Below are 13,675 nucleotides of genomic sequence, written 5' to 3' on the forward strand. Positions count from 1 at the left end.
GCCTAGTCCGACAGGGTCTTTTGGAAAAACGCCAGAAGCCTCACGAACGCGTCTCGCACCGCCTTGACGTTATAAGAAGGCCCGTCGTCGTTGAAGAAGGAATGGTTCGCGCCGTCGTACACGAAACGCTCGTATTGTTTTCCCGCGGCGCGCATCGCCTTTTCAAACACGGGTATGCCGGGGTTGATGCGGGTATCGTTGCCGGCGTAGAAGCCGATCACGGGGCACCGTATGGAATGGATTTTATCGGCCGGCGGCGTGGCGCCGTAGAACACCGCGGCGCCGGAAATTTCGGGCTCCTCGCAGGCAAGAAGCGCCGACAGTCCGCCGCCCATGCAGAAGCCCACGCATGCCACTTTCTGGCCCTTGGTCTGGGGCTGCGCGCCCCTGAGGTGGCGGAAGGCCTCCCTGAGCCGGGCAACGTACGGGGGCAACCGTTCCGGCCCGCCGAAAATCTGACCGTAAGTCTCGCCGATCTGCTTTCGATCGGCGTCGGGCAGCTTTGCCATCTCGGCATCCCGAATTGCAGGATTGGCCATGGCGCCCGGCGGCAGCTGCCGCATGAACCTCACTGCCTTGCCGATGCGCTCGGGCGAGAGCGGTGCCGGCCTTTCGCCGTTCACCGTGAAAAGGTCGGGCGCCAGCGCCGCGTATCCCGCGGCCGCAAAGCGTTTCGTCACGTCCTCGATATGCTCGTTGACGCCGAACGCCTCCTGGATCACGATGATCCCGGGAAGCGGCGCCGCCGCCCTTTCCGGCGCGGCAAAATATCCTTTGCCGCCGCCGTACGTGATCCATTCCCCTTTGATCGCCATGAGTTCCCCTTGCCGGTTATTGAGGCGCCGCCAGCCGCGCGCCCATTGCAAAGGCCTTGCGGCAGTCTTCGGGAAAAACTTCCCTGCGCCGTGCGGCCTTTTCTTCCGCATTGAAGAGCGACGATTCGTATTTGGCATAATCGTCGAACTGACAGGTGTCGGTCACGAACAGCGATTCACACGCGCCGAAAACCCGTCCGAGCGACATTTCCATGCCCTTGAATTTCTCCTCATAGCCCATCTGCGCCACACGCTCCTGCGGCACGTTCATCGTGTAAATGAGGCCGGTGCGGATTTTCCTCTTAAACAGGTGCGAATGCTGCGCATCGTATACAATGTACTGGAAGACCAACCGCTCCAGGAAACACCGCATCATGCCGCTCACCATACCGAGATATACCGGCGATCCCAGCACAAGGCCGTCCGCCGATTCTATTTTATCAAGCACCGGCCTCAGGCCGTCGCTCACGGCGCACCTGCCATAGCTTTTGCCGCCCTTTAGCTTGCAGGCAAAACAGCTGATGCAGCCCTTGTAATCCAGGTCGTACAGGTGGACCATCTCGCCGGCCGCGCCCCGCGAGGAGGCGCCGTCGAGCGCGTGCCGCAGCAGGGTCGCGGTGTTCCAGGTCTTTCTCGGGCTTCCGTTGACGGCGATCACGTTCATGGTGCGCTCCCGGCCCGGCGCGTTCACAATGGGCTTGAGAAAAAAATACTATCGGCGGTGGTTGCGCGGGTATATCGTTGGCCGGCCGCAGGGCGAGGCCTGCCGTACTATCGTACCGTAAAGAGCATCGTATTATTGGACGCGGGGCCTTTCAACGCGCCTCCCGCCTGAACTTCTCCGCGCCGTGCCTGATGATCGACCCCTCGATCATGTAGATCACGTCCTCGGCGATGTTGGTGGCGTGGTCGGCGATGCGCTCGAGGTGGCGCGTGATGGAGAGCATCTGCAGGTAGTCGTCGACCTTGTCGGGCTCCTTGACGATGCCCGCCTTCACCTTGTCGAACATCTCGCGGTACAGCGCGTCAACCTCGTCGTCGGCGGCGCACACCGAGAGCGCGAGTTTCGCGTCGAGATTGACAAGCGAGTCGAGGACCTTCTTGAGCATGAGCCGCGCCTTCTCCATCATGGCGGGGAAGTTGGAGGTGAACGCGAACTCCGGACGCCGCGCGAGCTCTTGCGAGCGCTCGGCGATGTTCACCGTGAGGTCGCCGATGCGCTCGAGGTCGCTGTTGATCTTGAGTACCGCAACAATGAAGCGCAGGTCGGTGGCGACCGGCTGGTGGAGCGCCAGCACCTTGAGGCACTCCTCCTCCACCTCGATTTCCATGATGTCGACCGCCCGGTCCATGTCCACCACCTTCTCGGCGAGGTCCGCGTCGCGTTTCTCCACGGCGCGCACCGCGCGCTCCACGTTCTCCTCGACCATGGCCGAGAGGCGCAGGATTTTCTTTTTGAGGTTGTCTATTTCCTTCTGTAAATGGACGGCCATGCTGCTTCCCCCTAAAAGTCTCGCTCCTTGATTTTGTCGCTCCCGCGGAAGCGGGAAAACGGCTATAACTGCCGGACTCCCGCTTTCGCGGGAGCGACGTCAATTGCGTTCGTCAACCAATTTATATTCTTTGCGGCCTTTGCGTCTTTGCGGTGAATGTCTTATTTCACCAGCGGCAACGCGATATAGAACGTGCTCCCCTCGCCCACCCTGCTTTCCGCCCACACCTTGCCGTGGTGCGCCAGGACGGTATGCTTTACAATAGAGAGCCCGAGGCCCGTGCCGCCGAGCTTTCTGCTGCGGGCCTTGTCAACGCGGTAGAACCGCTCGAAGATCCGCTCCAGGTGCTCGGCCGGTATGCCGATGCCCTCGTCGCGCACCGATATGAGCGCCTCGCCGCCCCTGACCTCGCCCCGTATCCAGACCTTCTTCTTTTCGTCGCTGTAATTGATCGCGTTGTCGACAAGGTTCACCACGGCCTGCTCGAGCAGTGATTTCTCCATGGCCGCGCCGATCGTCTTGTCGCACGAGACCTCCATTTCGATGGCCTTGAGCGACGCCTTGTGGCGGCACGTGTCGGCCGCCGAATACAGCACGTCGCAGATCGCGCCTGCCGAAAGCTCGATTGCCCTGCGCTCCGAGTCCTGCTCGATGCGCGACAGCGACAGCAGGTCCTCCACGATGGAGTTGATGCGGTCCACCTGGCCCTCGATGATCCCGAGGAAGCGCTGCGCCTCGTCGCGGTTGTCAAGCGCGCCGGCCTGCAGCGTCTCCACGTAGCCCTTCACGGAGGTGAGCGGCGTGCGCAGTTCGTGGGAAACATTGGCGACAAAGTCCTTCCGGATGTTTTCGAGTTTCTTTATCCTGGTGATGTCGTTGATGACCATGAGCGCGCCGATGGCCTTGCCGTCGCCGCCGCGCAGGGCGGTGCCATGGAGCTGGAGGAACAGCTCGCCGGCTTTTTTCTCGCCGTTGCCCCGCACCGGCAGAAGCAGTTCGCATTCGGACGGGCCTTCCACCTTGAGTGTGGCGGCGAGGAAATCCTGCACCTCGATGTTCCGCAGCACCTCGCCGATGAGCCTGCCCTTGCAGTGCCCGCGGTCGATGGAGAACAGCGACGCCGCGGCATTGTTGATGGTGATGATTTTTTCCCCTGCGTCAATCGCGATCACGCCCTCGATCATGCTCGACAGCACCGCGTCCTGTTCGTTGCGCTGCTCGGTGATGGTGGCGATTTTCTCGCTCAGCTGGCGCGCCATTTCGTTGAGCCCGGCCGAGAGCTCGGCCGCCTCCTCGTAACCTGCGGCCGGCAGCTTTTCGGAAAAATCGCCGGACGCGAACCGGCGCGCGCCGATCTTCATCGCCGCGATGGGCGCGCTGATGCTTCTTGACACAAGGAAACTTGCCAGCGCCGCGAGCAGTACGGTGAGCGCGACCACCGCCGTAATGCGCCGGTAGAGCCGGTCGAGCGCATTCCTGATCACCGCGACCGGGAACGAGGTGCGCACGACCTGCGCGATCATGCCGTGATGATACACGGGCACGGCCACATAAATAAGTTCCTGCTCGAGCGTGTAGCTGAACCGGTCCGAAACGCCGATGCCGCCCTTGAGCGCCTCAACGATTTCCTGCCTGCTGCCGTGGTTTTCCATTGAGTCCGGGTTGCGCTCCGAATCGCCGAGCACCCTGCCGTCCGGCGCGATGATGGTGAAGCGCGTATGCACCTTTTTCGCGAGGGTCTTGCACAGCGAATCGGTGTTGATCGAGGAGGATGCGGCAAGGTGCTGTTCCATCTGGCTCGCGATGAGAAAGGCGCGCGCCTTGAGGTCATCGGTCGCCTGGACACGGTAAAATTTCGAGTAGGCGTCGGTGGCATACCAGGTGACAAGCGCGACCGGCACGCCCATGATCAGCAGGCAGGTGAAGAACAAGCGCCATACGAGTTTCTTGGGCCACATGGCGATCAGGCCTCTTCCTTGAAACGGTATCCCACGCCGCGCACGGTTTCGACATACGCGCCGGCGGCGTCGAGCTTTTTGCGCAGGCCCACGATGAGCACATCGACCGAGCGGTCGGTGACCGGGTAGTTGTCGCCCCGCACGCCCTCGACGATCTGGTACCGGGAAAACACCCAGCCCGGCCTGCTTGCCAGAAAATGAAGAACGCGGAATTCCATGTTGGTGAGCGGCACGGGTTTTTTCTTGAAGAGCACCTCGCGCCTGCCCGGATGGATGGACAGGTCGTGGATCTCCACCGGCTTCGATTCGTCAAAGGGCTCGGCGCTTTTCCTGCGCAGCACGGTTCTTATGCGCGCCACGAGCACCTTGGGGGAAAACGGCTTCACGACGTAGTCGTCGGCGCCGAGCTCGAGCCCGGTCACGATGTCGGACTCCTCCCCCTTTGCCGTGAGCATGATCACGGGCACGGTCTGGGTCTTTTCGTCCTTGCGCAGCGCTTTGCATACGTCAAGCCCATCCATGCCCGGCAGCATGAGGTCGAGGAGCACGAGGTCGAACCGCTCGGCCCGCGCCTTCTTCAGCGCCTCCTCGCCCGACAGGGCGGCGGCGGTCCTGAACCCCTCCTTGGTGAGGTTGTAGCTGATGAGCTCCTGGATTTCCTCTTCGTCTTCAACAATGAGAATGTGTTCTCGCGCCATGGTGTTTCCATTTCTGTTTGCCCATGCCGGCCGGCGATCGACACGCGGCGTGGACGCCCCGGTGCATTACTCATATTAAATATAATGCACGGAATGAAATCAAGACCTCAGGCCGCGCGCTCAATCGGTAAACGGAGGGACCGTCGTGTCGGTGTGATGCTTCACCATGCGCGCCTGGTTATGGAATATTTCCTCTTCCGAAATGTTCGTCGACAGGTCGGCGATGCGCTCCAGGTTCTTGCTCACGCGGATGTATTCGATGACCTGTTCGATGAGCCCGGGGTCCGCCTTTGCCATGTCGATCGACTTCAGGATGACGTCTCTGTTCATCCGGTCGATTTCATCGTCCTTCAGCAGCTGGGCCCGCGCAAGCTCCGAATTCTTGGTAAAAAAGCTCTCCAGCGATTCGGCGAGCATGGCACTCACGGTCTTTGACATGCGGAAGAGCTCCGGTATTTCCTGCATCGGTGCGAGCGACGCGGAGCGCTTCGCGGATTCGGCGATGTTCACCGCGTGATCGCCGATGCGCTCGAGCTCGTTGTTGATTTTCTGGATCGCGAGCACGAGCCGCAGGTCGACCGCCACGGGCTGCCGCAGCGCGAAGAACCGCACGATGTCGTTGTCGATGCCGACCTCGAACTCGTTGATCACGTGTTCGTTGTCGAGCACCGATTGCGCCGCGCCGGCGTCCCGGGCGAGAAACGCGTGCAGCGCCCCCGTGACCGCATGCTCCACGGCCACGGCCATGGACCTCAGCCGTTCCATCACCTGCTGGATCTCTTTTTCAAAATGACGTTCCACAGCCGTTCCTTTCCGTGCTTATCCGAACCTTCCCGTGATGTAGTCCTCGGTCTTCTTAAGCTGGGGCGACGTGAACATGACCGTGGTCTTGTCGTATTCGACAAGCTCGCCCAGATAGAAGAAGGCCGTGTAATCGCTTACGCGCGAGGCCTGCTGCATATTGTGGGTGACGATCACGATGGTGTAGGCGCTCTTGAGCTCGTAGATGAGCTCCTCGATCTTGGCCGTGGACAGCGGGTCGAGCGCGCTCGCCGGCTCGTCCATGAGCAGAATTTCCGGTTTTACGGCAAGCGCCCGCGCGATGCACAGCCGCTGCTGCTGGCCGCCCGACAGGCCGAGCGCGTTTTGGTGCAGCCCGTCCTTCACCTCGTCCCATAGCGCCGACCTGCGCAGGCACTGCTCCACGATCGCGTCGAGCTCGCCCTTTTTCCGTATCCCCTGTATCTTGGGGCCGTAGGCCACGTTTTCGTAAATCGATTTCGGAAACGGGTTGCTTTTCTGGAATATCATTCCCACCTTGCGCCGCAGGTCGACCACGTCGATGGGGGTCGCGTAAATGTCAACGCCGTCGATCATCACCGTGCCGCTGATCTTCACGCCTTCGATAAGGTCGTTCATCCGGTTGAACAGCCGCAAAAACGTGGACTTGCCGCAGCCCGAGGGCCCGATGAACGCGGTAACGCATTTTTCCCGGATGTCCATGGAGACCGTCTTGAGGGCCGGCTTGGATCCGTAGTGCAGCGACACGTTTTCGGTGCGAATGACGACGTTGCCGTTTTCCATGGTTTCCCTTACTTGTTCACTTTTTTGTATTAAATCCCCACCGCAAAGACGCAAAGGACGCAAAGATTTTTAATGTTTTGACGATTCCTTAATTATCCTCATTTTAACTTTGCGATCTTTGCGCCTTTGCGGTGCTTTTTTTCCTCTACTGCAAATTGCGTCTCCGCATCCAGTACCGCAGGTAAATCGCCGAAAAGTTGAGCAAAAACGTGAGCAGCAGCAGCACGAGCGTGGTGGCGTACTGGATGCCCGCGGTCTGGTCCACGTTCGTCGACTGCGTTGACATGATGTAAACGTGGTACCCGAGCTCCATGAACTGGTCCGAAAGCTTTGTCGGCAGGTGCGGCAAAAAATACGCCGCGCCGGTGAACAGGATGGGGGCCACCTCGCCCGCGCCGCGGCTCACCGCGAGAATCCCGCCTGTCAACATGCCCGTGATTGAATTGGGCAGCACGATGCGCAGGATCGTCTCCCATTTGGTGGCGCCGAGCGCCAGGCTCGCCTCGCGCAAATCGCGCGGCACCGCCTTCACCGCCTCCTCAACCGAGACAATGACCACCGGCAGCGTGAGCAGCGCCATGGTGAGGCTCGCCCACAAAATGCACGGCTGGCCCCATACGAGCTGGCCCTGGGGCGTGAAAAGCCGGTCCATGTTGCGGCCCACGAACTGGATAAAAAAGCCGAGGCCGAACAGGCCGAACACGATGGACGGGATGCCGGCAAGGGTGTTCACGGCGAACCGGATGCTTTTGGCGATCCACGACCCCTGCTTCACGTATTCGGCAAGGTAGATCGCGGTGACGGTTCCCACGGGCACGCCGACTATTGACATAATAAGAACGAGGAAGAACGTGCCCACGATGGCGGGGAAAATCCCGCCCGCGGTCATGCCCTGCGCGGGCGCGGCGGTGAGGAACGTCCAGGTCATCATGCGGTGGCCGCCGATGACGATGGTCCCCATCACGAAAAACACCACGGCGATGATGCCGAACGCGCAGAGCCCGGTGAGGGCGACGATGCCGGCGCCGGCGGCTTTTTTCCCGAGCGTCATGATGCGCTCCCCCTGAACCGTTTCATGAGCCGCTGCCGCACCACCAGCTCGGCGACCGCGTTGAGCGAAAACGAAAAGATGAACAGGCACACGCCGATGAAGAACAGCACGTTGTAATGCGCGTCGCCGAACACCACCTCGGCCATTTCAGCGCCGATGGTGGCGGACATGGTGCGCACCGGCTCGAACAGGTTCGGCGACAGGAGCGCGGCATTGCCCGTTGCCATGAGCACGATCATGGTTTCGCCGAAGGCGCGGCCCAGGCCGAGCAGAAACGCGGCGAAAATCCCGGGCGTCGCGGCTGGTAAAAGAACGTAGAGCGATGTCTCCCATTTTGAAGCGCCGAGCGCGTAGCTCGCCTCCCTCATGGTTTTCGGGAGCACGTTGATCGAGTCTTCGGCAACCGTATAAATTATCGGGATCACGGCAAGTGAAAGCGCTATTCCGCCGGTGAAGGCATTGAGGCGGTAGTGCAGGTGAAACACACTCTGAAAAAACGATGCAAGCACCGTGAGCGCGAAAAAACCGATCACCACCGAGGGGAACCCGGCCAAAATCTCTATCACCGGCTTCATGATCTCCTTTGCCCATTTCGGCGCGAACGTTGAAGTGAACAATGCCGCAAGAATCGCAACGGGAAAGGCAAAGCCCATGGACACGAGGGTGACCTTGATGCTGCCCACGATAAGGGAAATGATGCCGTACCGCGGATTGTTCGACACCGGCATCCACGCGGCGTCGAAAATTTTCTTGAGCGTCACCTTGCCGATGTCGTCGCTGGCCGTGCCGAGCACGAGCGGCAGGGATTCCCGGAACACGAAAATGAGGATAAGGATGATGAAGAAAATCGACACGAACGCGACGGCGGCCAGCAGCTTTTCCGCCGCAAATTCAAGGGGCCTGATGCGGGGCCTGGTGCGGAGCGTGCGGGTCATGGTATCGGTGCCGGCCATTAGCGATCTTTCTTTATTGTCAATGACAGATAATTCCTAATTTTTGAATTTGTCTTGTCACATGAAAAAGATTTCACCGCAGAGATGCAGAGGACGCAGAGAAGAGAAAACACAAATTGCGGTTAATAGGACATTTATTTCGTGATTTCAAGTATCATTATTCTTCTCTGTATTTTTTCTCTGCGCTCTCCGCGCCTCTGCGGTGAATTTTATTTACTTCACCGGGAAATACCCCACCTTGGTCACGATCGCCTGTCCCTCGTCGCCGAGCGTCCAGTCGATGAAGTTCTTCACATCGCCCACCGGCCGCGCGCGCGTATACATGTACAGGTACCGCGTGATCGGGTACTGGTCGGCCTTGATGGTCTCCGGCGTCGGCTCGTATGCCTGCGAATTCGCGTCCTTCTTCACCTTGAGGACCTTCACGCCCTTCGCATACGCCGCGCCGCCGTAGCCGATGCCTTCCTTGTCTTTCGCGACCGCGTTCACCACCGCCGCCGTGCCCGGAAGGCTCTGCATCGTGGGGCTGTAGTCTTTTCCGTCAAGAACATTATCACGGAAATAGACGTAGGTTCCCGAACTGTTTTCGCGTCCGTAAAGTACGATCTTTGCGTCCTCTCCTCCGACATCCTTCCAATTGGTGACTTCGCCCAAATATATCGCCTTGATCTGGGCAATCGTCAACTCGGATACGCCGTTGGCCTCATTGAGGTAAAGGGTGATCCCGTCCTTTGCCGCCTTGGTCTCGAAGCTGAGCGCATTGAACCGGGCCTTAATTTTCTCAACCTCGCTGTTCTTGATGGGCCGCGACGCGTCGGCGATGTCGGTGGTGCCGTTGATGAGTGCGGAGAGTCCGACCCCCGAGCCGCCGCCGGTCACCTGGACCGTGACGTCGGGATGCTTAGCCATGTACTCCTCCGCCCAGCGCTGGGCGAGGATCACCATGGTATCGGACCCTTTGACTGTGATCACTTTCTTTCCCGCCGCGGCGATAATACCCACGGCGCCAACAAGGCACAGGCTTGCGACCAGTACCGTTTTTGTAAGATGCTTCATGATCATTCCTCCTTATAGTTTGTTTGCGTTTTCACTTCCGGGTCAGAATTTTACCTGTATTCGCGCGGTCAGAAGGTTGTCGGTGAGGTCATTCGTGTACTTTGCCAAGCCGCCGATCGGGTTTGTCAGCTTTTCGTTCTGGTTGAATTCATAGAACAGCATGCATCGAATGTTTGTGGCCCATGGAACGTACCAGAGAAGGCCGAGCCCAAAGGTATTGTACGCTATGTCGGCAGCCGTAAGGTTGGGTTTCACCGCAGACTTTGTTGTATCAAAATCCGTGCCAGTCACGGCGGTATTTGGGTCATAGATATCATACTTTAAAACCAACTGCAGGCTCGCGGGATCGATGTTCTGTATGAAATACGCATACCAGCCCATGGCGTTTCTTTGGTAAATCGAACTCGTGGTTTGCGTGCCGTAGGTCACCGCGGGTGTGCCCGCGATGGCATTGGCAATGCTGTTGTTCGTTGCGTAATACTGGCTTGATCCTGCCGTACCGGGCTGTTTGCCGGCCACATATTCGCCCTTTATGCAGGTCCCGCCGATGACGGGAGTCGCATAAGTGAATTGAATGTCCCCGCCATAATATTCGCGAAGGAAATTCTCGTTGAACTTGGTATTGGCGTTCGCCACCCACATATTCCCGGACATCGCATAGTTCTTTCCAACTTTCCCGGTGGTGTCGGTGCTCTGCACCTGTCCGTAGTATCCGGACACGCCGCCCGAAATCGAGACCCCGGCGTTGGGGAGGTTGAAATTTACGCCGAGACGGCCGATGACGTCCTTGTAACCGTCGTTTTCGTCAAGGATGTTCGTCTGCCCGTTGAAAACGCCGACCTTGGCGTTGAGCCAGGAGGCCGGGCCGTCTTCCTGCGCGAATTCCAGCATCGCCCCGAGATCTTTTTCCTTGGGGAAGAACGTGCCGATCACCCTGGAACGTTCAGGCGATTCGAGCTGGCTCGAAGAGTAATGCACTTCGTAGCCGAACGGCCTGTCCTGCGAACCGACGGTGAGAGCGAAGGACTTGAGCCACGGATCCTTGAACATCGCGTAAACATCCTTGATCACAATGCCGTCTTGGGTGGCATCCAATTCGAGTACATATTGGGAAAGTCCAGCATCGTACGTCGTTTTAACACGCCCGCGCTTGATCAGAAAACGGTCGGTCACGGCCTTGTTCGATCCATCCACAACGCCGGCGGTATCGCCGCGGACCCATTGCGCCTGGATGTAACCGGAAACCTTAATTTTGCTCAGCGCGCCCACCGTTGCCTTGGTTTCCGCATAACTCTCATTGATCCCGTCAACTTCGCCCTTGATTTTCTCTACCTGTTCTTTCAGCGTATCCGCGGACGCCGCAGGCTGGGCAGCAGTCTCGATCTGGAGCTGTGCCGCAGAAGCGCTGTCTTTCTGCTGCGCCGCAAACATGGCGGCCGGAAACAGCATCGCCGCGATCATCATCGTTACTTTTTTCATGAATCCTCCCATGGTGATTTGTTTTTTTTCTTTTTACAAGCCGGTTACTGATGGCGAATAATTTCGTTTCCCCTTGCCCCCTTTCTTATCCCCATTTTCACGCCATCCCTCCTGTAAACCTAGGGTGGATTCAATGTAAAAGATGGCTGCTGCTGGTTTTAATTTTGTTAGGGAATTGTTAAAATTGTGTTAGCGTGACCACTGTTTTCATTATTCCATAATTATTTGTCGGGAAAATCGCCTTCCTTCCCGGCAACACGTTTTCCGAACGCTTATAAAATCGCCGCGTAATGTGATTGCAAAATGCGGATTTGATTAGTTTTTTGTTATGACGCCGGAGGGCACCGAGGTGGGCGGGAGACTGGACGGTATGGCGATAACCGATTGCACTTTGCAGGTAGGAAAAAGGGATGCCAACGTTCTAAGGTTAAGCGTCATCGGGCGGAAAACCCCATGATCACGATTTCATCAGAAGCGAATCCGGCATGTTGTTGATGTAGCGCCAGGTCATTATTTTCTCTGGGTAGCGCGACACCACGCCGTCAACGCCCATGGCCTCCAGGAGGTAATAATCCTCCACGGCATTGACATCCGGCACAACCACTTTAATGCCCCGCTGGTGGCAGTCATCCAGCAGCTCCATGGTCAACTGCCGCCGGGAGGGATGCAGTGAAAATGCGCCGATCTTTTCGGCGAACTCCACGTTCACGTGAAGCACGCCCTCCGGAATGCATCCCACCCTTATATGCGGATCATAGCTCTGGATCATCTGCAACTCAATGAAGTTCCGGGAACAGACGAGGAAATGTTTATGGCTCCATTTTCCCGAGAAAATCGCCTGGTGGATTTCCCGCACCACCTGGGACGCAAGCCAGGATCCCTGCATTTCGATGGCAAGACCGGTCCTGCCGTCAATGCGTCCGATGACATCGGAAAGCGGCACAGGGCTTTTTCCGCCAAAAGGATTTGCGCTTTCCAAGGATTTTTGATTGATTTCTTTGTTTACAGACGGATACGCTTCATTATTTCCGGAGCACAGCACCGCGGCGCCGTTTTCAGCTCGCACCTCCACGTACACCCAGTCAACACCGCAGGCGATTGCGTTTCGGATGGAGTCGAGGGAATGCGCTTCCCCCTCCCCGCAATGCCCGAAATATTGCATTCCCGCCATGGTGCCTCCCGTTAAAAACGGCCCGTCACGATTTCAAAAAATACAAATTCAATGTTATTAATGAATGAGAAATTGGTTCCGAAATAATTCGTACGGCATTGCTGAATGGCACAGTTCACGCGCTCGGCAGCGGGCACGGTGTTCTTCAATTCGCCGATAACAATTTTCTTGCATCTTTTTCGCAATCCTCTAAAATCTTTCCCTTACTTTTAGTAAAACACATTTTACAGGAGTTTTCACATGACAGGCTCCGCATTAAATCACCATCCTTCATTCCGCGTCCTTATCGTTGAGGACGATCCGCAGATCAGCGAGCTTATCGCGCTCACGCTCAGGGACCCGGCCTTTGCCTTGACAACGGCGGAAACCGGCGCGGCCGCGCTCGAGGCGCTCTCCCGCGAAACGCCCGACCTGGTGGTGCTCGACATCCTGATACCCGACCCTGACGGTTGGAAGGTGTACGAGCATATCCGCGGCGATCCCGCGCTTTCCAGGACGAGCGTCATCATCCTCACCGCGCTGCAGGTGCGGCCGGAGGTGCTGGCCGGCAAACGGCTGCGGGCCCAGGACCGGTTCATGAAGAAACCGTTCGACCTTGATGATTTGCGGTCAATCGTCAAGGCGCTGCTCGCCGTCGCGCCGTTCAGCGGCGCGTGAATATAGCACCGGAAGGATTCCCGAAAAAAAAAGAAGACAGGCACGGAGGTTGCAAAGGTTTGGCATGCCTGCCCTCTTTTCACACTGGATATCTGCAGCCGGACCCGCACCACCCGCGGACCCGAGGAGCATTCTCAGCAATTCTGGAACAACGGTTCGCAATGACGGTGATCGAACCTCGAACGCGAATACTGCGGATACATCACGAACAGATTGCCGGGATTGTCGCCGATTTCCACCGGCACGTCCGTGATCACGGCCTGCGCGTATCCTTCACTCTCCGCGACGAGCGAATACACGGCGGGCGGCACATTGACAAGCACGAAATTTCCGCTCTCGTCGGTATAGGTGCTTCGGCCGGTTTCGCGTATCCATACCCTGCCGTTGAGGATGCCGTGGCCATCCAAGTCCACAACCCTGCCGCGCACGTGTCCCAAGCACGGGTCCATGCACCTTCTGCCGCCGATCAGGTCGGCATTCATCTTCACAACGGGACGATAAACCATGGGTGCCTCCTTTTCCTGTTTTCTTCACATGATAAAAATGCACCGTCAGAATTAGGCGGTTCTAAGGGTTTCATGAGAAATTCGTAAGAACCGCCATGCAACCACAACGGCTTGTATCATATCAATCCCCGGCTGCGGCAGAAATCCATGTCCCTCTATAAAAACGGCGCGCTGTGATGCGCAGGAAAATAGTCCTTTGGGGCACAAAGGCCGACCGCGTCACGCAACGCGCCGCATAAATCCGTTTTGTCAAA

Annotated in this window: 14 protein-coding genes; 1 reads left to right on the forward strand and 13 read right to left on the reverse strand. The window is 57.9% G+C overall.

Annotated elements, in window-relative coordinates; all coding sequences use genetic code 11:
• Nucleotides 1–2: 2 nt before the first annotated feature.
• The 12 genes from VLX68_07920 to VLX68_07975 all read right to left on the reverse strand — a co-directional run bounded on the left by VLX68_07920 (nucleotide 3) and on the right by VLX68_07975 (nucleotide 12,258).
• The gene (locus tag VLX68_07920) at nucleotides 3–815 is read right to left on the reverse strand and encodes a dienelactone hydrolase family protein (protein ID HUI92157.1); all 813 of its coding nucleotides are present in this window, start codon (nucleotides 813–815) and stop codon (nucleotides 3–5) included.
• A 16-nt stretch (nucleotides 816–831) separates the two neighbouring features.
• Complete coding sequence (locus VLX68_07925) at nucleotides 832–1,479, reverse strand: flavodoxin family protein (protein ID HUI92158.1); 648 nt, start codon at nucleotides 1,477–1,479, stop codon at nucleotides 832–834.
• A 151-nt stretch (nucleotides 1,480–1,630) separates the two neighbouring features.
• Nucleotides 1,631–2,308 carry a phosphate signaling complex protein PhoU gene (gene phoU, locus VLX68_07930; GenBank protein ID HUI92159.1) on the reverse strand — a complete coding sequence of 226 codons (678 nt, stop codon included), beginning with the start codon at nucleotides 2,306–2,308 and terminating at the stop codon, nucleotides 1,631–1,633.
• Between the two features lie 161 nt (nucleotides 2,309–2,469).
• Complete coding sequence (locus tag VLX68_07935; protein HUI92160.1) at nucleotides 2,470–4,266, reverse strand: ATP-binding protein; 1,797 nt, start codon at nucleotides 4,264–4,266, stop codon at nucleotides 2,470–2,472.
• 5 nt (nucleotides 4,267–4,271) lie between these two features.
• Nucleotides 4,272–4,964 (reverse strand): response regulator transcription factor, encoded by a 693-nt coding sequence (locus tag VLX68_07940; protein ID HUI92161.1) that lies wholly within the window; start codon nucleotides 4,962–4,964, stop codon nucleotides 4,272–4,274.
• Nucleotides 4,965–5,084: 120 nt separating this feature from the next.
• Nucleotides 5,085–5,765, reverse strand: a complete 681-nt coding sequence (gene phoU, locus VLX68_07945) for a phosphate signaling complex protein PhoU (GenBank protein HUI92162.1) — start codon at nucleotides 5,763–5,765, stop codon at nucleotides 5,085–5,087.
• 18 nt (nucleotides 5,766–5,783) lie between these two features.
• The gene (gene pstB, locus VLX68_07950) at nucleotides 5,784–6,548 is read right to left on the reverse strand and encodes a phosphate ABC transporter ATP-binding protein PstB (protein HUI92163.1); all 765 of its coding nucleotides are present in this window, start codon (nucleotides 6,546–6,548) and stop codon (nucleotides 5,784–5,786) included.
• A gap of 145 nt (nucleotides 6,549–6,693) precedes the next feature.
• Nucleotides 6,694–7,599 carry a phosphate ABC transporter permease PstA gene (gene pstA / locus VLX68_07955; GenBank protein HUI92164.1) on the reverse strand — a complete coding sequence of 302 codons (906 nt, stop codon included), beginning with the start codon at nucleotides 7,597–7,599 and terminating at the stop codon, nucleotides 6,694–6,696.
• On the reverse strand, nucleotides 7,596–8,552 hold the full coding sequence (gene pstC, locus VLX68_07960; protein HUI92165.1) for a phosphate ABC transporter permease subunit PstC: 957 nt from the start codon (nucleotides 8,550–8,552) through the stop codon (nucleotides 7,596–7,598). The genes pstA and pstC overlap by 4 nt, the downstream gene beginning before the upstream one ends.
• Before the next feature lie 213 nt (nucleotides 8,553–8,765).
• Complete coding sequence (locus VLX68_07965; protein HUI92166.1) at nucleotides 8,766–9,608, reverse strand: phosphate ABC transporter substrate-binding protein; 843 nt, start codon at nucleotides 9,606–9,608, stop codon at nucleotides 8,766–8,768.
• 42 nt (nucleotides 9,609–9,650) lie between these two features.
• Nucleotides 9,651–11,087, reverse strand: a complete 1,437-nt coding sequence (locus VLX68_07970) for a hypothetical protein (GenBank protein ID HUI92167.1) — start codon at nucleotides 11,085–11,087, stop codon at nucleotides 9,651–9,653.
• A gap of 457 nt (nucleotides 11,088–11,544) precedes the next feature.
• Nucleotides 11,545–12,258: a glycerophosphodiester phosphodiesterase gene (locus VLX68_07975; GenBank protein HUI92168.1), complete on the reverse strand. Its 714-nt coding sequence runs from the start codon at nucleotides 12,256–12,258 to the stop codon at nucleotides 11,545–11,547.
• Between the two features lie 240 nt (nucleotides 12,259–12,498).
• Here VLX68_07975 and VLX68_07980 point away from each other — a divergent pair, with 240 nt between their 5' ends.
• On the forward strand, nucleotides 12,499–12,915 hold the full coding sequence (locus tag VLX68_07980; GenBank protein HUI92169.1) for a response regulator: 417 nt from the start codon (nucleotides 12,499–12,501) through the stop codon (nucleotides 12,913–12,915).
• A 134-nt stretch (nucleotides 12,916–13,049) separates the two neighbouring features.
• On the opposite strand, the gene VLX68_07985 is transcribed toward VLX68_07980, so the two are convergent.
• Complete coding sequence (locus VLX68_07985) at nucleotides 13,050–13,421, reverse strand: carboxypeptidase-like regulatory domain-containing protein (GenBank protein ID HUI92170.1); 372 nt, start codon at nucleotides 13,419–13,421, stop codon at nucleotides 13,050–13,052.
• Between the last annotated feature and the right edge of the window lie 254 nt (nucleotides 13,422–13,675).

This window comes from Chitinivibrionales bacterium (assembly GCA_035516255.1).
GTDB lineage: Bacteria > Fibrobacterota > Chitinivibrionia > Chitinivibrionales > FEN-1185 > FEN-1185.

Bases quoted from the DNA above. Each gene is read 5' to 3' on its own strand.
- VLX68_07980 (HUI92169.1), top strand. From the start codon at position 12,499: ATGACAGGCTCCGCATTAAATCACCATCCTTCATTCCGCGTCCTTATC.
- VLX68_07965 (HUI92166.1), bottom strand. From the start codon at position 9,608: ATGAAGCATCTTACAAAAACGGTACTGGTCGCAAGCCTGTGCCTTGTT.
- VLX68_07920 (HUI92157.1), bottom strand. From the start codon at position 815: ATGGCGATCAAAGGGGAATGGATCACGTACGGCGGCGGCAAAGGATAT.
- VLX68_07935 (HUI92160.1), bottom strand. From the start codon at position 4,266: ATGTGGCCCAAGAAACTCGTATGGCGCTTGTTCTTCACCTGCCTGCTG.
- VLX68_07985 (HUI92170.1), bottom strand. From the start codon at position 13,421: ATGGTTTATCGTCCCGTTGTGAAGATGAATGCCGACCTGATCGGCGGC.
- VLX68_07925 (HUI92158.1), bottom strand. From the start codon at position 1,479: ATGAACGTGATCGCCGTCAACGGAAGCCCGAGAAAGACCTGGAACACC.
- pstA (HUI92164.1), bottom strand. From the start codon at position 7,599: ATGACGCTCGGGAAAAAAGCCGCCGGCGCCGGCATCGTCGCCCTCACC.
- pstC (HUI92165.1), bottom strand. From the start codon at position 8,552: ATGGCCGGCACCGATACCATGACCCGCACGCTCCGCACCAGGCCCCGC.
- pstB (HUI92163.1), bottom strand. From the start codon at position 6,548: ATGGAAAACGGCAACGTCGTCATTCGCACCGAAAACGTGTCGCTGCAC.
- phoU (HUI92159.1), bottom strand. From the start codon at position 2,308: ATGGCCGTCCATTTACAGAAGGAAATAGACAACCTCAAAAAGAAAATC.
- VLX68_07975 (HUI92168.1), bottom strand. From the start codon at position 12,258: ATGGCGGGAATGCAATATTTCGGGCATTGCGGGGAGGGGGAAGCGCAT.
- VLX68_07970 (HUI92167.1), bottom strand. From the start codon at position 11,087: ATGAAAAAAGTAACGATGATGATCGCGGCGATGCTGTTTCCGGCCGCC.
- VLX68_07940 (HUI92161.1), bottom strand. From the start codon at position 4,964: ATGGCGCGAGAACACATTCTCATTGTTGAAGACGAAGAGGAAATCCAG.